Origin of the sequence: Aquabacterium commune (assembly GCF_004362855.1) — a bacterium.
In the GTDB taxonomy this organism is placed as follows: domain Bacteria; phylum Pseudomonadota; class Gammaproteobacteria; order Burkholderiales; family Burkholderiaceae_C; genus Aquabacterium; species Aquabacterium commune.
Genome location: NZ_SNXW01000007.1, coordinates 39,269 through 57,549 on the forward strand (window position 1 = coordinate 39,269; position 18,281 = coordinate 57,549).

The 18,281-nt window shown below is 67.5% G+C and carries 18 protein-coding genes; 10 read left to right on the top strand and 8 right to left on the bottom strand.

Annotation, left to right across the window (positions count from 1 at the left end):
- Positions 1-3: 3 nt before the first annotated feature.
- The 3 genes from hprK to hpf all read right to left on the bottom strand — a co-directional run bounded on the left by hprK (position 4) and on the right by hpf (position 2,194).
- Positions 4-942: an HPr(Ser) kinase/phosphatase gene (hprK, locus tag EV672_RS12400; RefSeq protein ID WP_424923158.1), complete on the bottom strand. Its 939-nt coding sequence runs from the start codon at positions 940-942 to the stop codon at positions 4-6.
- A gap of 68 nt (positions 943-1,010) precedes the next feature.
- Positions 1,011-1,481, bottom strand: coding sequence for a PTS sugar transporter subunit IIA (locus EV672_RS12405; RefSeq protein WP_133609698.1), 471 nt, complete (start codon positions 1,479-1,481; stop codon positions 1,011-1,013).
- 362 nt (positions 1,482-1,843) lie between these two features.
- Complete coding sequence (hpf, locus tag EV672_RS12410; RefSeq protein WP_133609700.1) at positions 1,844-2,194, bottom strand: ribosome hibernation-promoting factor, HPF/YfiA family; 351 nt, start codon at positions 2,192-2,194, stop codon at positions 1,844-1,846.
- Positions 2,195-2,488: 294 nt separating this feature from the next.
- On the opposite strand from hpf, the gene EV672_RS12415 reads away from it, so the two are divergent.
- The gene (locus tag EV672_RS12415) at positions 2,489-4,306 is read left to right on the top strand and encodes a PglL family O-oligosaccharyltransferase (protein ID WP_133609702.1); all 1,818 of its coding nucleotides are present in this window, start codon (positions 2,489-2,491) and stop codon (positions 4,304-4,306) included.
- Between the two features lie 2 nt (positions 4,307-4,308).
- On the opposite strand, the gene moaC is transcribed toward EV672_RS12415, so the two are convergent.
- Entirely contained in the window at positions 4,309-4,788 is a 480-nt protein-coding gene (gene moaC / locus EV672_RS12420; protein WP_133609704.1) for a cyclic pyranopterin monophosphate synthase MoaC, read from the bottom strand.
- A gap of 101 nt (positions 4,789-4,889) precedes the next feature.
- Between moaC and EV672_RS12425 the strand changes: the two genes are divergently transcribed.
- The 7 genes from EV672_RS12425 (at position 4,890) to EV672_RS12455 (ending at position 13,385) form a co-directional block, all read left to right on the top strand.
- Positions 4,890-6,662 carry a M48 family metalloprotease gene (locus EV672_RS12425; protein ID WP_243738674.1) on the top strand — a complete coding sequence of 591 codons (1,773 nt, stop codon included), beginning with the start codon at positions 4,890-4,892 and terminating at the stop codon, positions 6,660-6,662.
- Between the two features lie 203 nt (positions 6,663-6,865).
- Positions 6,866-7,846 carry a TerC family protein gene (locus EV672_RS12430; protein WP_133609706.1) on the top strand — a complete coding sequence of 327 codons (981 nt, stop codon included), beginning with the start codon at positions 6,866-6,868 and terminating at the stop codon, positions 7,844-7,846.
- Between the two features lie 441 nt (positions 7,847-8,287).
- On the top strand, positions 8,288-10,624 hold the full coding sequence (locus tag EV672_RS12435) for a TonB-dependent receptor (RefSeq protein WP_133609707.1): 2,337 nt from the start codon (positions 8,288-8,290) through the stop codon (positions 10,622-10,624).
- A gap of 28 nt (positions 10,625-10,652) precedes the next feature.
- The gene (locus tag EV672_RS12440) at positions 10,653-11,336 is read left to right on the top strand and encodes a Fe2+-dependent dioxygenase (protein WP_133609709.1); all 684 of its coding nucleotides are present in this window, start codon (positions 10,653-10,655) and stop codon (positions 11,334-11,336) included.
- 50 nt (positions 11,337-11,386) lie between these two features.
- Positions 11,387-11,689 (top strand): PepSY domain-containing protein, encoded by a 303-nt coding sequence (locus EV672_RS12445; RefSeq protein ID WP_133609711.1) that lies wholly within the window; start codon positions 11,387-11,389, stop codon positions 11,687-11,689.
- Positions 11,689-12,246 carry a cytochrome b/b6 domain-containing protein gene (locus tag EV672_RS12450; RefSeq protein WP_166643561.1) on the top strand — a complete coding sequence of 186 codons (558 nt, stop codon included), beginning with the start codon at positions 11,689-11,691 and terminating at the stop codon, positions 12,244-12,246. Before EV672_RS12445 ends, EV672_RS12450 begins: the two co-directional genes overlap by 1 nt.
- Complete coding sequence (locus tag EV672_RS12455; protein WP_133609713.1) at positions 12,243-13,385, top strand: alpha-hydroxy acid oxidase; 1,143 nt, start codon at positions 12,243-12,245, stop codon at positions 13,383-13,385. Before EV672_RS12450 ends, EV672_RS12455 begins: the two co-directional genes overlap by 4 nt.
- Positions 13,386-13,420: 35 nt before the next feature.
- Here the strand turns inward: EV672_RS12455 and EV672_RS12460 are convergent, their stop codons facing one another.
- Positions 13,421-14,698, bottom strand: coding sequence for an NADH:flavin oxidoreductase/NADH oxidase family protein (locus EV672_RS12460; protein WP_133609715.1), 1,278 nt, complete (start codon positions 14,696-14,698; stop codon positions 13,421-13,423).
- A gap of 308 nt (positions 14,699-15,006) precedes the next feature.
- Between EV672_RS12460 and EV672_RS12465 the strand changes: the two genes are divergently transcribed.
- Positions 15,007-15,336, top strand: coding sequence for an SWIB/MDM2 domain-containing protein (locus EV672_RS12465; protein ID WP_133609717.1), 330 nt, complete (start codon positions 15,007-15,009; stop codon positions 15,334-15,336).
- A 101-nt stretch (positions 15,337-15,437) separates the two neighbouring features.
- Here EV672_RS12465 and EV672_RS12470 read toward each other — a convergent pair whose 3' ends face one another.
- Entirely contained in the window at positions 15,438-16,316 is an 879-nt protein-coding gene (locus EV672_RS12470) for a crotonase/enoyl-CoA hydratase family protein (protein ID WP_133609719.1), read from the bottom strand.
- Between the two features lie 237 nt (positions 16,317-16,553).
- Here EV672_RS12470 and EV672_RS12475 point away from each other — a divergent pair, with 237 nt between their 5' ends.
- The gene (locus EV672_RS12475; protein ID WP_133609721.1) at positions 16,554-16,778 is read left to right on the top strand and encodes a hypothetical protein; all 225 of its coding nucleotides are present in this window, start codon (positions 16,554-16,556) and stop codon (positions 16,776-16,778) included.
- A gap of 9 nt (positions 16,779-16,787) precedes the next feature.
- Here the strand turns inward: EV672_RS12475 and EV672_RS12480 are convergent, their stop codons facing one another.
- Together EV672_RS12480 and EV672_RS12485 are read right to left on the bottom strand one after the other, a co-directional pair.
- Positions 16,788-17,249, bottom strand: coding sequence for an NUDIX domain-containing protein (locus EV672_RS12480; protein WP_166643573.1), 462 nt, complete (start codon positions 17,247-17,249; stop codon positions 16,788-16,790).
- 53 nt (positions 17,250-17,302) lie between these two features.
- A complete protein-coding gene (locus EV672_RS12485) occupies positions 17,303-18,277 on the bottom strand; it encodes an ATP-binding protein (RefSeq protein WP_133609724.1) in 975 nt (324 codons plus the stop codon).
- Between the last annotated feature and the right edge of the window lie 4 nt (positions 18,278-18,281).

The window sequence follows — 18,281 nt, forward strand, 5'->3', positions numbered from 1 at the left end:
GGCTCAGCCGCCGCGCTCCATGGCGCGCTGGTGCCGCTCGATGAACTCTTTGTAGGTGTCGATGCCGCGCAACTGCAGCACGGTGTTGCGCACGGCGGCCTCGACCAGCACGGCCAGGTTGCGGCCGGCGTCCACCGCGATGACGGCTTTGCGGATGGGCACGTCCATCACGTCCTCGTACAGCGGCTCGTAAGGCAGGCGCTCGAACTCGCGCTCCATGGTTTCCTTGCGGACCAGGTGCACGATGAGCTTGAGGCGCATCTTGCGGCGCACCGCGGTTTCACCAAAAATGGATTTGATGTCCAGCAAGCCGATGCCGCGGACTTCCAGCAAGTTCAGCAACAGCTCGGGACAACGGCCCTCGATGGCGGTGCGCGAGACGCGGTAGAGGTCCACCGCGTCGTCGGCCACCAGGCCATGGCCACGCGAAATCAGCTCCAGGCCGAGTTCGCTCTTGCCCAGGCCGGACTCGCCGGTCAGCAGCACGCCCAGGCCGAGGATGTCCATGAAGACACCGTGGCGGGTGATGCGCTCGGCGAAGTGCTGGGTCAGGTAGCTGCGCAGCACGTCGATGACGTGGCCGGCGGGCTCCTGGGTGACGAACAGCGGGATGCCGGCGCGGCCGCACATGGCCATGAGCTTTTCAGACGGCGGCTGGGCATCGGCCACGACCACCACGGGCGGCTCCAGGGTCACGATGCGCTGGATGCGGCGCTCCTGGTCTTCCGGGGTCGAGCTGGAGAAGTACGCCGACTCACGCCGACCGACGATCTGCACCCGGTAGGGGTGGATGTAGTTCAGGTAGCCGACCAGATCGGCCGCCGACTGCGCCGATTGCACGGCTTCCTCGTCGAAATGGCGCTCCGGGTTGGCGTGCCCGGCGACCCACTCCCAACGCAGCGCGGTGCGGTTGGCTTCGAACAGCGCCTCGGCGCTGATGATGGCGAGGTCTTTGAGGCTCACGGACTTCGGTTCACAGGTGGCGGTTCACAGGTGGTGGTTCACGGACGTCACGCCACGGACTTCAGCGGCTGCCAGCGCTCGATCAGGTCGTGCACCTCAACGGCCGTGCCTTCGGTCTTGAGGCGTTCGCGCAGTTCGCGGTCGGACAGCAGCTCGGCGATTTCCGAGAGGATTTCCAGGTGCCGCTGCGTGGCCGCCTCGGGCACCAGCAGGAAGATCAGCAGGCCGACGGCTTCTTCGTCAGGGGCGTCAAAGGGGATGGGCTGACTGAGGCGGATGACCGCCGCCAGCGGGTTCTTCAGCCCCTTGATGCGGCCGTGCGGGATCGCCACGCCGTGCCCCAGCCCGGTCGAGCCCAGGCGTTCTCGGGCGAACAGGTTGTCGGTGACCGTGGCGCGGGCAATCGCGTGCTGGTTCTCGAACAGCAACCCTGCGTGCTCGAAGACGCGCTTTTTGCTGCTGGCGTCCACATCCACCAGCACTTGGCTGGCGGGAAGGATGGCTGAGAGTCGGTTCATGGTTCAGACGCAAATCAGACGTGAGCGACGGCCGAAGACGAAAAAAAAGCCAGCCCGCCCGGACTGACAGAGGGCGGATTATAGGGATGCGTCCGGATTCATGGAACCCTCGTGCAACCCTGTTTCCGGGGATTCTGCACTGTGTGCTGCACCGCAGCAAGGGGGCACACCTTGAAAACGCGCGATGGGCCGTTCGGGCTGACAGCATGGGTCAAATTTCAACGAAAACAGGTTCGGATGGCCCATGAAAAACGGCCCCGAAGGGCCGTCAACTCGGCGTCTACCTGCGCTGGCGACCCGCAATCAGGGTCCGCCGAGGATGTCCGGCACTCGGGAATGCCGGCGCGCGACACGCTGCAGCGTCATTGCGCGGCATCCCAGGCGGAGTCCTGGCGCTTCAGCGAGTCATGGTGGTGGTCCTGCACGCGATCCTTGTGGCGACAAACCTGGCGGTCCAGCTTGTCCATCAGTTGATCAATGGCGGCGTAGAGATCCTCATGCGCGGTCTCCACGAAAATGTCCTTGCCCTTCACATGCACGTTGACTTCAGCCTTCTGACGACGTTCCTTTTCCTTTTGCTTTTCCACCGAGAGCAGCACCGTGATGTCCACGACCTGGTCGAAATGGCGGGTCACACGGTCCAACTTGGTGAGCACGTACTCACGCAGCGAAGGGGTAACTTCGAGATGGTGGCCACTGATCGTCACATTCATACTGCCTCCTTTCGAGAGCAGAAACGTTGCACACACTTCGTACAAACCGGAAAGTGCGGTGACCCAAACCCGTCTGCGAGGCTGTGAAAGCACGGGCAGAAAAGAGGCCACTGATGCATCAACCGGGAATTCAGTGTGCCCCTCTCCGGGCTCTGTGACAAGCCCATGACAGCAGTATTTGTATCCGGATTCAAGCGGATGCGCGCCGAGCGTGCGCTTTCCTCGCTGGGCGACTGAAACAGCGGTCACAAGGCCCTCGGGAAGACCCCGACGCAGGCCTGACAATGTCACCCCATGAACCCGATCCGTTCCGAATCCCTGAGCACCGGCTGGGGCCTGGCCATCCTGGCGTTGCTGGGGCCGACCCTGATTGCCGCGCACGACCCGCCTTCGGTGACCTTCTACAACCAGGCCCTCGCGGCGCTGGGCTGGGGCCTGTGGCTGGCCTGGCTGGGCGTGCACAGCGCGGACGCCACCCCCTTTCGCGCGCCGCGCGGACCGGGGCGCTCGGGGCTGATCGCCATGAGCGTGGTGCTGCTGGTGCAGGCCGCACAAGCCTTGTGGGCGGGCGTGGCCTCGCCGGTGCCGCTGGGCTTGGGCCTGATGGGCGGCGGCCTGGCGCTGGGCGCCTTGCTGGCGCTGCACGGCGGCTGGCGTGCTGGCAGCAGCGCGGCGTCGGGCATGGACACCCTGCCCATGCTGTTTTTCGGCGGGCTGGCGCTGGCCGGCGCTGTGGGTTTGGGACTGTCGCTGGTGCAGGTCTTTCACCCGGCCTGGGCCGACGGCGTGTTCATCGCGGTGCCGACGATCGCCGGGCGCGCCGTGGCCAACCTGCGCCAGCCCAACCACCTCAGCACCGTGCTGGTGTTCGCCTGCGCCGCTGCGGCCTGGCTGGGCGCACAAGGCCGCTTGCACGAGCGGCTGGCAGCGCTCGGTGTGGCGGGCTTCATCGTGGGCATCGTGTTGACCGCATCGCGCACCGGCATGGTCGGCATGGCCTTCCTGACGCTGTGGGGCTGCCTGGACCGCCAGCTGCCGCGCAGCCTGCGCTGGACGCTGATCGGTGCACCCGCCATCTACGGTCTGGCCTGGGGTGGGATGTGGCTGTGGTCGCACGCGGACAGCTCGGTGGCCTTCGCGGCGGAAGCGCGCCTGCACGATGGCAGCGACATCTCCAGCTCGCGCTTCAAGATCTGGGCCAATGTGCTGGAGCTGATCCGCCAACAACCCTGGCTGGGCGTGGGCTACGGCCGCTTCAATTTCGCCTGGTCGATGACGCCCTTCCCCACCCGGCCCGTGGCTTTCTTCGACCACACGCACAACGTCCTGCTGCAATGGGCGGTGGAGTTCGGCGTGCCGCTGGCCGCGCTCATGACGGGCTTGTGTGCCTGGGCCTTCTGGCTGCTGGTGCGGCCGTGGCGCGCAGGGGCTGAGCAGGGCTCGCCCTGGCGCCATCACACGGTGGGCGCGTGCGCGGTGATGGTGGCCATGGCCGGCTTCCACAGCCTGCTGGAGTACCCGCTGTGGTACGGCTACTTCCTGTGGCCCACGGCCTTTGCGTTTGGCCTGGGTTTGTCGGCGCGCACTCCAGCATCGGCCGATGCTGGAGTGGGCAGCTGTGCGTTGAGCTCGGCCACGGCAGCGCCCTGGCGGGGTCGCGCAGCGCCTGGCCTGCTCATGGCGGCACTGGCCGTGTGGTGCGCGCTGGACTACCGTGCCGCGTCCAACATCTACGCACCACGCGCCGGTGCCGGGCCGCTGGACCAGCGCATCGCCTTCGGCATGAAGATGCCGTGGTGGGGCTACCAGGCCGACTACGCGCTGGTGAACCGCCCCGACGAGGACGAGCCCAGCCTGCCGCCCGAGGCCTTCCGCCGCACGGTGCACAACCTGCTGGACGCCCGGCTGATGATGGCCTATGCGCGCTCATTGGCCGAGCATGGCCAGACCGACAAGGCGCGTTACGTGGCACAGCGCCTGTACGAGTTCAGGAACAGCATGGCCAAGGACTGGAAGGCTTTGTGCGAGACCCCGCTGGAGCCTGGCGAGCCCGTGCCTTTCCAGTGCGAGAAGCCGCAGCAGGCCTACACCTGGCGCGACATGGCGCCTTGAGCTCAGCCCCCGCGCACCCAGTGCCCGCTGCGCCCGCCTTGCTTTTCCAGCAAGGCCACGTCGGTGATGACCATGCCGCGGTCGGCGGCCTTGAGCATGTCATAGACGGTGAGCAAACCGACCTGCACCGCGGTCAGGGCCTCCATTTCGACGCCAGTGGGGCCGGTGGTTTGCACGGTCACGCGGCAGACCACGGCGACATCCACCTCGTCGAGCTCGAAGGCCACGGCCACTTTGGACAAGGCCAGCGGGTGGCACAACGGGATGAGGTCGGCGGTGCGCTTGGCCCCCTGGATGGCCGCGATGCGTGCCACGCCCAGCACATCGCCCTTGCCGGCGCGGCCTTCGCGCACCAGTGCCAGCGTGTCCGCCAGCATGCGGATGCGGCCTTGGGCCACGGCCACGCGCACGGTGTCGGGCTTGGCAGAGACGTCCACCATGTGGGCCTGGCCCTGGTCATCGAAGTGGGTGAGTTCGCTCATGGTGTCAAGAATTCGGAAGTGGCAAAGCCTGCAGGCCCGCGGGCCACGGTGGCTTCGGGCAGGACGCATACTGTCAGGCAGTTCGCTCCGAATTGTGACCGATGCGCCCTGTCCACGCCCTGTCCGCTTTGATCGCCACGCCTCATTCCGCCCATCCCGGCACCCGCACCACCTGGCAGCGCAAGGCATGGCGCGCTGGCCTGGCACTGGCTTTGTGGGGCGGCAGCGCCTGGGTGCAAGCACAGGCACCCACACCGTCGCCCGGCGACAGCCTGACACCCATCCATGGCCCAGGCAACGGGGCCATCGCCTTGCCGGCACTGGGCGAGACCAGCGGTCAGGACCTCTCCGCGGCGGCCGAGCGCAAGCTGGGCGATCGCATCATGCGCAGCATCCTCAGCGACCCGGACGTCCTCGACGACCCGATGCTGGTGGAGTACCTCGATGTGCTGTGGCAGAGCCTGCTGACATCGGCCCGCCAGCGCGGCGACATCACGTCCGAGCTCGATCAGAGCCACGCCTGGGAGCCCTTCCTGGTGCGCGACCGCTCGGTCAACGCCTTCGCCCTGCCCGGTGGCTACATCGGCGTGCACCTGGGCCTCATCGCCATGACCAGCACGCCCGATGAGCTGGCCTCGGTGCTGGCGCACGAGCTGTCGCACGTCACGCAACGGCACATCGCGCGGATGATCGGGCAGCAGTCGCGCACCTCGTGGGTGGGCATCGCCTCGCTCTTGCTGGGCATGCTGGCGGCCAGCCGCAACCCCGCGGCCGCGCAGGCCATGATTTACGGCGGGCAGGCCGTGGCCATCCAGGGGCAACTGAACTTTTCGCGCGACATGGAGCGCGAGGCCGACCGCGTGGGCTTTGGCGTGCTCAACGATGCCGGCTACGACCCCGGCGGCATGGCGCTGATGTTCGAGCACCTGCAACAGGCCTCGCGCCTGAACGACGATGGCAGCTACCCCTACCTGCGCACCCACCCGCTGACCACCGAACGCATCGGTGATGCGCGCGCACGCTTGGGCGTGGGTGGCTGGGACGCCGCACGGATGGCGCTGAGCATCGGCCCGGGCAGCTCGCGCCTGGCGGCCTGGCATGCCCTGATGGCGGCGCGCTCACGCGTGTTGATGGACACCCGCAGCATCGCCCAGGAAAACCTGGTGGGTTTGACACCCAAGGCGGGCAGCCCGGCGCTGGTGGCCACCGCGACCCACTACACGCGGGCCGTGGCCCTGCAACGCAGCGGCGCGCTGGCCAAGGCGCAGCAGGCCCTGGACGATGCGCGCAACGCGGGCAAGACCCTGCCTGCAGATCAGCAGGCCGTGTTGCAACGCGTGCTGTGGCTGACCCAGGCCGAGGCACAGCTGCAAGGCCAGCAGGCGGAAGCCGCCGCGCAGACGCTGGCGCGTGGGGCCGTGGCTGGCTCGGCCGATGGCGATCAGACGTCCCGACCGACCGTGCGCTTCGTGGTGCGCTCCGTGGTGCGCCTGGAAGCCCGCCCCGAGCTGCTGCTGGCCGCCCGCGCGGCCTTGGCCCTGCCCGAGCCACCGAACCGCCAGGCGGTGCTCAACGATGCAGCCGCGCGCCTGCAGACCCACCTCAGCGTGCATGCGCACGATGCCGCTGCGTGGTCGCTGCTCAGCAGCGTGTGGCAGCGCCTGAACCAGCCCATCCGCGCCGTGCGCGCCGATGCCGAAGCCAGTGCAGCCCTGGGCGATCTGACGGGTGCCATCGACCGTGTCATCGGCGCGCAGCGGCGCTTCCGCCAGCCCGACGCCGCCAGCATCATCGAACTCAGCGTGATGGACTCCCGCCTGCGCGCCTGGCAACGCCAGTGGCGCGAGGACGTGCGCGACGACGGCGGCCGCTGACTTTGCTACACTGAACTGGTCCGAAAGGGGAGTAGCTCACCGCGCCAGCGGTTGGTGGCATCCCGTCAATACGGTGCGCGGCTGCAACGGCCGCTCGCCCGGGTTTCACGGCAGGCGCTTGCCTGCATCGCAAGACCTTTCGGCGCCGAGTTTGTGCGGCTGTTGCGGCTGCGCCATGTTCGTTTCCCTGTCGGAGAACCCTCATGCACACCCTGGCGCCGCTCTGGCTCTGGTTCGTTTTCGCTGCCGTCGTGCTGGCAGCGCTCTTCATTGATTTCGTCGTCCTGAAAAAACAGGGCGCCCACGCCGTGTCCGTGCCCGAAGCGGCGCGCTGGTCCGCCCTGTGGGTGGCCCTGAGCCTGGCCTTCAACGGCCTGCTCTGGTGGGCCTTCCACCAATCGCAGGGCGCGGAAGTGGGGCAGGCCAAGGCAGTCGAATTCCTCACCGGCTACCTCATCGAGAAGTCGCTGGCGGTGGACAACATATTCGTCTTCCTGATGATCTTCACCTACTTCTCGGTGCCGCCCGCTTACCAAAAGCGCGTGCTGATGATCGGCATCATCGGCGCCATGGTCTTGCGCACGGTGATGATCCTGCTGGGCGGCTGGCTCATCAGCGAGTTCCACTGGGTGCTCTACCTGTTCGGCGCCTTCCTGCTGCTCACCGGCATCAAGATGTGGTGGGCCGCTGGCGAAGAACCCAGCCTGGACGACAACCCCGCGCACAAGCTGCTCAAACGCGTGCTGCCCGTGAGCCCACGCTTTGACGGCGAAAGCTTCTGGACCATGCACAACGGCGTGCGCATGGCCACGCCCCTGCTGATGGTGGTGGCGCTGGTGGGCATCACCGACGTGATCTTCGCGGTGGACTCCATCCCCGCCATCTACGCCATCACCGACGACCCCTTCATCGTGCTGACCTCCAACATCCTGGCCATCCTGGGCCTGCGCGCGATGTACTTCCTGCTGGCCGCCATGGCCGCCAAGTTCCACCTGCTGAGCTACGGCCTGGCGGTGATCCTGGTGTTCATCGGCAGCAAGATGCTGCTGGTGGACTTCGTCAAGATCCCGGTGTGGGCCTCGCTGGTGGCCGTCATCGGCATCCTGGCCGTGACCATGGTCTGGAGCGTGAAGACCGCACCGAGCATCGGGCCCAGCCGCACGGCGGGCATCGACAAGGCCTGAGCGAAGCGGCCTGACGCCCGTCAGGCCTCCCCCACGGCCGGCACGTGACGCCGGCCGCACCCCCACATTCCCCACCCTGAACACCCTGCTGCGCGCCAGCCTGCGCGGCAGGGTGCCCCCGCGTTCAGGTGGCAAGGGCACCACAAATCCGCAGTCTGGCGAAGGTTGATGTTTACAAATGCGAATTATTCGCATTATCATAAGCACACGTTTGCCGCACCGCCCCGTCCACCGAACCTGTGCAAGGGGGACAAGGTCGCCAACCTGACTGTGGGGGTCAGGCGCACCGTGGCCGGGGCCGCGGCAAACGCTTTTTTCTGCCAGCGCACCCATCCGCGCACCCATCTGCGGCGCACCCGCGCATGGGCCCTTGCACTTGGCAGCACCGTTTGTCCACCGCCCTGCGCCCTTGCGCGGGCCGCCATCGCCGGAAATTCCACCATGTCGCCACACGCGTCCAACGCCCCCGTCTCGCCTGCATCACACACCGCACAAGCCCCTTCGCTCGCCCTCACCTCGCTGGGCGCCATGGCCGCCGGCATGGGCCTGAGCCTGCTGAGTGCGGGCGCCATGGCCCAGAGCAGCCAGAGCGCCCCAAGCGCCCAGCGTGTCGAAAGCACCGCGACAACCCCTGCCACCCGGCAGGAAGAAGCCCTGCCCACGGTCACCATCACCGACAAGGCCAACCGCCCCGACGCCAAGACCACCTACCAGGCCACCACCACCACCATCGGCAAGGGCAAGCAGGCCCTGCGCGACATCCCGCAATCCATCACCGTGGTGACCGAAAAGCTCATCACCGACCGCAACCTCGACACCATGAAGGACGTGCTGCGCCAGACCGCCGGCATCACCTTCCAGGCGGCCGAGGGCGGCGAGGAAGACATCCGCCTGCGCGGCTTTTCGCTGCAAACCACGGGCGACATCTTCCTGGACGGCGTGCGCGACCCGGCCATCTACGACCGCGACACCTTCAACCTCGACCGCCTGGAGCTGCTGCGCGGCTCGGCCTCGATGCTGTTCGGGCGCGGCTCCACCGGCGGCGCTGTCAACCAGGTCAGCAAGGCGCCTTACCTGGGCTCGTCCAGCGAGCTGAACGTGACCGCCGGCAACCACGAGTACAAGCGCGTCACCGGTGACTTCAACATCCAGACCGCCGAGGATGCCGCCCTGCGCATCACCGGCATGCGCACCGAAGCCAACAACAACGGCGCGGGCAGCAGCATCGACAAATACGGCGTGGCCGCCAGCTACCGCTGGGGCATCGGCAAAAAGGTCGAGCACCAGGTCAGCGTCTTCCACATCACCAACGACAACGGCATCAACAACGGCCTGCCCTGGATCAAGCCGCGCAGCACCGACAGCCAGGGCGCCCAGCGCATCAACAGCAACCTCGACCCCGCCAACTACTACGGCATGGCCAGCGACTACAACCGCACCGAAGGCACCGCGTTCACTTACATGAACACGGTCAAGCTGGGTGGCGGCTCTGAGCTCAAGACCGTGGTGCGCAAAGGCGATTTCAAGCGTGACCTGCGCGCCAGCACCATCCGCCTGGCCTCGGCCACGACCGGCCTGAACAACTTCAGCGATGCCACCGCCTTCAGCCGCGGCACACAGGTCAAGAACCAGAACATGGACCTGATCCAGGCCCAGACCGACTACAGCGGCAAGCACCAGCTGCTGGGCCTGAAGCACGAGATCACCACTGGCATCGACTTCTCGCGCGAGAACCGCACGGTGATGACCGCGCCCAACGCCGCAAACGGCGGCAGCACCATCAACAAGCCCAACACCACCGCAGGCAACCCCAACGACGGTGCCTGGGTGGACGAGGCCAGCCGCATCCTGCGCCGAGGCAACCAGTTCAGCGCCAAGGGCGTGGGCACCTACGTGCAGGACCTGGTCCACATCGCCCCGATGTGGAAGGTGCTGGGCGGCCTGCGCTACGACTACTTCAATGGCGACTACACGACCTTCAACGCCAATGCGGCCAACCAGCCGAGCGCCAACTACAAGCAAAGCATCAACAAGATCAGCAAGCGCGCCGGCGTGCTGTTCCAGCCCAATGCGCTGGACTCCTTCCACTTCTCGTACGGCACCTCGTTCAACACCTCGGGCGACACCTACTCGTACAACGCCAACAGCGCCAACACCGCGCCGGAATCGAGCGAGAACATCGAGCTGGGCGCCAAGCTGGACTCGGAAGACGGCCGCGTGACCACGCGACTGGCCCTCTTCCGCGCCACCAAACTCAACGAGCGCAACACCGACCCCAACAACGCCGCCACGCGCCTGTTGCTGTCCGGCAAGCGCCACGCAGCGGGCTTCGACATGGACGTGATCGGCCAGATCACCGACAAATGGGACATCTACGCCTCCTACACCTGGATCCCGCAGGCGCGTGTCGATGAAGCCGCATCGACCGTCACCAGCGGTGGCTCGCGCAAGGGCGACCGCCCCGGCCTGACGCCGCGCCACAGCGGCACCGTGTGGAACACCTACAAGTTCATGCCGCAGTGGCGTGCCGGCGTGGGCGTGAACTTCCGCAGCAAGCAAGCCCCGGCGGACATCAACAACCCGGCCAACGGCATCTACAACGCGCCTGGCTTTGCCACGCTGGACCTGATGGCCGAGTACGCCTTCAACAAGGTTTACACCGTCAAGGCCAACGTCACCAACGTGGCCAACAAGGTCTATGCCGACCAGGTCTATCGCGGCTTTTACGTGCCGGGCGCTGGCCGCCTGGTCCAGGTGACGCTGTCGGCCAAGTTCTGAGCCTGGCCCTCGCTCCCCTGCCCTCGCCATGCTGCTCCACATCCCCCAGGTCCTGACACCCGACGAACTGCAACGCGCCCGCGCCATCCTGGACGCTGCGCCCTGGGTGCTGGGCCAGGTCACGGCCGGCCGCCAGGCCGCCTTGGTCAAGGACAACGAGCAGCTGGCGCAGCAGGGCGAGCATGCCAAGGCCTTGCGGGCGCTGATCCTGCCCGCGCTGGACCGCAACACCCTGTTCTTCTCGGCCGCGCTGCCACGGCGCATCGTGCCGCCGCTGTTCAACCGCTACGGTGGCGAGCACGCCAGCTACGGCAAGCACGTGGACAACGCCATCCGCGTCAACAACGAGCTGGGCCAGCGCGTGCGCACCGACATCTCGGCCACGCTCTTCCTCGCCAACCCCGATGACTACGAGGGCGGCGACCTCGTCATCGACGACACCTTCGGCGAGAAGCGCGTCAAGCTGGCCGCCGGCAACATGGTCATCTACCCGGGCACCAGCGTGCACCGCGTCGAGCCCGTCACACGCGGCCACCGCCTGGCCAGTTTTTTCTGGATCGAAAGCATGGTGCGCAGCGACGAGCAACGCCGCCTGCTCTTCGACCTCGACACCCACCTCACCCGCCTGCGCCAGCAACACGACCACGACGAATCCCTTGTGGGCCTGACGGGCACGTACCACAACCTCTTGCGCATGTGGGCCGACGTTTGAGTCGGACGGCCACGCACCTCGCACCCTGACCCCACCCAAGGAGCCACTCCATGAAGACCTTTGCACGCCGCGCACTGCCCGCCCTGGCGCCCACCCTGGTGCTCGCCACCGCCACCCTGCTCGCCACCAGCGCCATGGCCCACGGCGGCTTCAAGTGCGATGAGCCCAAGAAGGAATGGAAGCTGCGCGATGACCTGCAAGACAAGCTCAAGGCCGAAGGCTGGGACGTGCGCAAGGTGAAGATCGACAACGGCTGCTACGAGGTCTATGGCTTCGATGGCAAGGGCCAGCGCCGCGAGGCCTACTTCAACCCCAAGACCTTCGAACTCGTGGGCGACGTGTCGCAGAAGTGATGCCGTCTGCCCATGAATTGGCCGACAACGCCGCCATCCCCGTGTGGGATGCGGCCGTGCGCGTGCTGCACTGGACACTGGCAAGCGCCATCACCGTGGCCTGGGCCAGCACCCTGGACATCGGCGTGCCGCCAGACTGGCACGAGTGCGCCGGCTACACGGCCCTGGCCTGCGTGGGCTTGCGCCTGCTGTGGGGTGTCATCGGCAGCCGCCATGCGCGCTTTGCCGCCTTCGTGCGCGGCCCACGCACCACCTGGCGCTACGCCTTGCAGGTGCGCCAAGGCACGGCCCCGCGCCACATCGGCCACAACCCGCTGGGCGGCTGGATGGTCGTGGCGCTCCTGCTCACCGTGGGCGCCATCACCGTGACGGGCTGGCTGCAAACCACCGACCGCCATTGGGGCTCCGAGCCGCTGGAGCAGGTCCACACCACCCTGGCCTGGGGCCTGCTGGGCCTCATCGCCTTGCACGTGGCAGGTGTGGTGCTCACCAGCCGACACCAGCGCGAAAACCTCGTGAAGGCGATGGTGGATGGGCGCAAAATGCCGCCCTCATGAGCACCCCCACCGACGCCGTCCCGCACGGCCTCCAAGCCATCCCGACAGACACCGTCAACTTGGCCGACTACGCGCGCCACGCGCAAGCGCGCATGGACACGGGCGCCTGGGCCTACCTGCAAGGCGGCGCGGGCGACGAACTCACGCTCGACGCCAATGTGCGCGCCTGGCAGGACCTGCAGCTCCTGCCGCGGGTGCTGCGCCGCACAGCAGGCGGCCACACCCGCTCGCAGCTGTTCGGCCGCACGCTGGCGCACCCGCTGATCCTCGCGCCCGTGGCCTACCAGCAGCTCGCGCACCCTGAGGGCGAGATGGACACCGCCCTGGCCGCCGCCGCGCAGGAAGCCGGCTTCGTGCTCAGCACCCAGGCCAGCACGCGCCTGGAAGACATCGGCGATGCCGTGGCCGCCGACGACCTGCGAGGCCCGCTGTGGATGCAGCTCTACCTCCAGCCCGACCGCGCCTTCACCAAGGCCCTGGTGCACCGCGCCGAAGCCGCCGGCTTCGATGCCATCGTGCTGACGGTGGACGCCCCGACCAGCGGCGTGCGCGACCGCGAGCGCCGCGCCGGCTTCCGCCTGCCCCCGGGCATCTCGGCCGTGAACCTGAGCGGCATGGCGCCGCCCCCTGCGCGCGAAGTGCCTCCTGAAAACGGCCATGGCAGCGCCCTGTTCGACGAGCTGCTGCACCACGCCCCCACCTGGGACGACGTGGCCTGGCTGCGCGCGCAAACCCGCCGCCCCATCCTGCTCAAGGGCGTGCTGCACCCCGATGACGCCCGCCAGGCGCTGAGCCTCGGGGTCGATGGCCTGATCGTCTCCAACCACGGCGGGCGCACGCTGGACACGGTGCTGCCCACCGCGCGCGCCCTGCCCCGCATCGCCGATGCGGTGGGCAGCGACATGCCCTTGCTGGTCGATGGGGGCATCCGCCGGGGCACCGACGTGCTCAAGGCCCTTGCGCTGGGCGCACGCGCCGTGCTCATCGGGCGGCCCTGTGTGCACGCGCTGGCCACCGCGGGTGCCTTGGGGGTGGCGCACTGCATCCGCTTGCTGCGCGACGAACTGGAAGTGGCCATGGCCCTCACGGGCTGCGCCACGCTGGCCGACATCCACCGCGACATCATCGACACGCCCTGATCGACACACCCTGACCGAGCGGCCAGGGCCAAGGGTCACGTCGCGCGCAGCTTCGTCGGCTTCTTCTTGCGGCCCAGGCCTGCCTGCGCCGCGATGTACTTGACGAACACCCACAGCGGCGACTCGTTGGGCTTGGGCGCTTCGCCGCGGCCGATGCGCTTGAGCTGGCCCGTGTACCAGGTGATCTCCATCAGGCCCATCTTGTCGATGAAGCCGATGCCCGTGTTCTTGGGCGTGACCTGCTCGCGTGGCTGCTGACCCGCCAGCAAGCGCTGGGGCACATCCGGCTCGATGGCCAGCGCACGCGCCAGGCCGACGAAGTCCACCGCGCCCGAGGTGATGGCCTCGGCCATGCCTTGCGAGGAGCGGAAGCCGCCCGTCACCACCAGCGGCGTCTTCACGGCGGCACGGGCCTTCTCGGCAAAGGCCAGGAAGTAGGCCTCGCGCTGCTTCGTGCTTTCCTTGACGGGCTCGCCCACAGCGCCTTTCGGCTGGCCCTTGGCGCCGGTCATCACCGGGGCCTCGTACGTGCCACCAGAGATCTCGATGAGGTCGATGCCGGCTTCGGCCAGCGCACGGATGGTGTCCAGCGACTCTTCCTCGGTGAAGCCACCGCGCTGGAAGTCCGCCGAGTTCAGCTTGATCCCGATGGGAAAGCCCGGGCCCACCCGTGCACGCATCGCGGCCAGCACGGCCAGCACGAAGCGGCGGCGCTTCTCGGGCGTGCCGCCCCACTCGTCGTTGCGGCGGTTGTGGTGCGGCGACAGGAACTGGCTGACCAGGTAGCCGTGCGCGCCATGGATCTGCACACCGCTGAAGCCGGCTTGCTGCACGAGGGCTGCGGCCTGGGCAAAACGCGCGATGACCTCGCGCACCTCGGCGTCCGTCATCTCGCGCGGGGTCGGGAAGAAGGCCTGCATCTCGGCGCGGAAAGGCACGGCCGAAGGCGAGATGTTTTCCTTGTTCAGGCCCTTGGGCGCTTGCTTGCCGGGGTGGTTGAGCTGCACCCAGCACTGCGTGCCATTGCGCGTGGCCGCCTGCGCCCAGGCTTTGAGTTCAGGCAGGAAGCGCTCGTCTTCGATGACGACGTTGCCCGGTTCACCCAAAGCGCGCCGGTCGATCATCACATTGCCCGTCACGCACAGGCCGATGCCGCCATCGGCCCAGGCGCCATACAGGCGCACCAATTCAGGCGTGGCCGCACCGGGGCGCGAGCCCAGGGCCTCGCTCATGGCGGATTTGAACAGGCGGTTCTTGACCACCGTGCCATTGGGCAAAGTGAACGGCTGGGACAGCACGGCTTGAGGGGTCATCGACGGGGCTCCACGGTGGACACAACACATCGGCCATGCGAGCGGCGCCCAACCAGCGCCCCACCGCATGCCAGCCGGCATTGGACACCAAAGTGGAAATCGGTGCCTTCAGTTGGAAGATGGCGCGCCGCAGCATGCGCCATTGAGGCCGCACGGCCACATTCAGCAGCAATTCGAGGGCTTGCAACGTGGTTTTGCCCAGGAGAAAGCATTACCATGCGTCCTGCCGGCCTTCAGAGGAACGCTCGCGCACGCAGCTTGCGCCCGAAGACCGCATCAGATCTGACCTGACACTGGAGTGAATTCACATGGCAACTGCGACGAAGAAAGCCCCGGCCAAAAAGGCCGAGGACACCAAGGCACCTGCAGCCAAGAAGGCCGCCGTCAAGCGCGCGCCCAACGCGGCATTTTCCAAGCCTCTGACCCCCAGCGCCGCCCTGGCCGCCGTGATCGGCGCGACCCCGGCCCCGCGCACCGAGGTCACCAAGAAGATTTGGGAATACATCAAGAAGCACAACCTGCAGGACGCCGCCAACAAGCGCAACATCAATGCGGACGAGAAGCTGAAGCCCATCTTCAAGAAGCCGCAAGTCACCATGTTCGAGCTGACCAAGCTGGTCAGCGAGCACCTGAGCTGATGCGCCTGTCCGCTGCCACTGGCTGACGAGCCACTGCAGCAGACACACCGAGAGAGCCCGGCCTTGCGCCGGGCTTTTTCATGGGCGCTGCGCGGGCACCTTCACGCCCACCACGGGTAGAAGGCCGGCATCTCCGAGGCCTTGCCCTGGAACTGCGCGGGGCGCTTGTCCAGGAAGGCCTGCACGCCCTCCTTGCCATCGCCGATGCTGGTGTAGAACATGGCCAGCGAATCGACCTGGTGCGCGGCCAGCGGGTGCGGCTGCGCCGAGTTGCGGTACATCATCTGGCGCGTCAGCGCGATGCCCACGGCCGAGCGCTCGGTGGCGATGCGCCGCGCGATCTTCATCGCCTCGTCCAGCAGCTGCTCGGGCGGCACCACGCACTTCACGAGCCCGCCGCGCTGCGCCTCGTGGCCATCGAAGATGTCGGCCATGTAGGTCCATTCCAGCGCCTGCGAGATGCCGACGATGCGCGGCAGGAACCAGCTCGAACACGCTTCCGGCACGATGCCGATGCGGCCGAACACGAAGCCGATGCGCGCCTTCTCGGACGCGATGCGGATGTCCATCGGCAAGGTCATGGTGGCGCCAATGCCGACGGCCGCGCCGTTGATGGCGCCGATCACCGGCTTCTTGCACTCGAAGATGGACAGCACGACGCGGCCACCTGTGTCGCGCACGCCTTCGTGGATGGCGGGCTCGGTCAGGCGCTCGCGCATGTCGGCCATCGTCGGTTGCAGCGACTCGTCCAGGCCGAACACATTGCCACCGACGCTGAGGTCCATGCCCGCGCAGAAGGCCTTGCCCGCGCCCGTGACCACGATGGCGCGCACGGCGTCGTCGTCGCTGGCGCGCGTGAAGGCATCGACCAACTCGTTGGCCATCTCCACCGTGAAGGCGTTGAGTTGCTCGGGGCGGTTGAGGGTCAGCAGCAGGACGCCATCGGCATCGACGGCATGGCTCAGGGTCTGGTAGCGCATGGGCGGTCTCTCTCGGTTGTGGGGTCGCGGCTCAGCATAGCGCAGCCATCCGTGTCCGCAGCGGCACGACAGGGGTTTGAGGCAGATCACGGAGCGGCGTCGAACCCACAGACTTCGGGTTGTCCCGGAGGGGTCAGGGCACCATTTCGCCCGTACCATGCGCCGGGCCGTTCACCCAGGACGGCTTGCGGCGTCCATGAGACGCCTGCCCTGTTTGTGTCCCCTCAGGAGATCCCCATGTGGAAGATGTTGCTTGGTTTCATCGTGTTCGCCGTCCTGGCGGTTTACCTGCTCATGAAGAGCGGCGCCGACGTGGACATGGGCGGTGAGAAGCACGGGATTGACGCCACCCATGTGGAAGAAAAGACCAGCGAATCGGCAGCCGTGCCTGCCTCCGCCGCGGTGACGCCGTCGGCCCCGGTCGATGCAGCCTCTTCCGCTGCCAGCGCCGCGTCGAACTGATCCCGGCGATCAGTCTGGCTCGCGGTGGGTGGGGCCCGTGTGGCCCCGCTCATCGGCCAGCCACTGCAGAACCGGGATGGTGCCCGGCAAGACCGGCACCACGTCCACCGGCAAGCGCTGCCAGGCCATGTCCTGGCCTTCGCGCATCTCGAACTCCCCCGTCCAGTCGTGCACTTTGCAGAAATGCAGGCGCACGCGCGCGTGCGGGTAGTCCATCAGCTCGACCTTCCAGACGCGCGCATCGCCGATGGTGATGCCCAGCTCTTCGTCGAGCTCGCGGCGCAAGGCCGCCTCCACCGTTTCACCCGCTTCGAGCTTGCCGCCCGGGAACTCCCAGTGGCCGGCGTAAACCTTGCCGGTGGGGCGCGAGGTCAGCAGGAAGCGGCTGTCAGGCCCTTCGCGGCCCTCGGCATCGCGCTCGATCAGCACGCCCACGGCCACATCGACCGGCGGCCGGTCGGTGGCGTCCATCACGTGGTAGGGCTTGCGCTCGGGCGTGGGTGCGGGTGCGGGTGCGGTGCGGCTCATGCGCCCTCCCCCCCCTGGTCGGCCAGGCGGCCGTCCGTGCCGGCGCGACCCGCGTGGTCCCGCGCGAACTGGTAAGCCACACGGCCTGAACGCGAACCGCGCTCGATGGCCCAGACCAGCGCCTCAGGCCGCGCCGCCTCGATGGCCGCCGCATCGCTCAGGCCGAAGTGCCGCAACCACTGCGCCACGATGGCCAGGTACTCGTCCTGGCTGAAGGGGTAGAAGCTGACCCACAGGCCGAAGCGCTCGGACAGCGAGATCTTCTCCTCGACGACCTCGCCAGGGTGCAACTCGCCATCGGTGCCGCGCGAGTAGGTCTTGTTGTCCGAGTGGTACTCGGGCAGCAGGTGGCGCCGGTTGGACGTGGCCACGATGAGCACGTTCTCACCACTGGCCGAGACGGTGCCGTCCAGGATGGACTTGAGCGCCTTGTAGCCCGGCTCGCCCTCGTCGAAGCTGAGGTCGTCGCAGAACACGATGAAGCGCTCGGGGCGCGCACTGACCAGTTCGATCAGGTCCGGCAGGTCGATGAGGTCGACCTTGTCCACCTCGATGAGGCGCAAGCCCGCGTCCGCATGGGCGTGCAAGGCGGCCTTGACCAGCGAGGATTTGCCCGTGCCACGCGCGCCCGACAGCAGCACGTTGTTGGCGGTGCGACCGGCCACGAACTGCGCGAGGTTGCGGGCGAAGCGCTCCTTTTGCGTGTCCACCTCTTTCAGGTCGGCGTAGGCGATGTGCGCGACGTGCCGCACCGGCTCCAGCCAGCCTGCGGCCCAGGCCGCGCTGCTGCGCTTGCGGTAGCGAAAAGCCACGGAGGCCGACCAGTCCGGCGCCAGCACGGCCTGCTGCGGCGAGGGCAGCAGGGCGTCGAGCCGGGCCACGAGGGCCTCGGCGCGGTGCAGCAAGGAGCTCAGTGCGGGGTCCGGGACGGATGCGGATGCGGATGCGGATGAGGGCGCAGGAGAGGTCATGCTG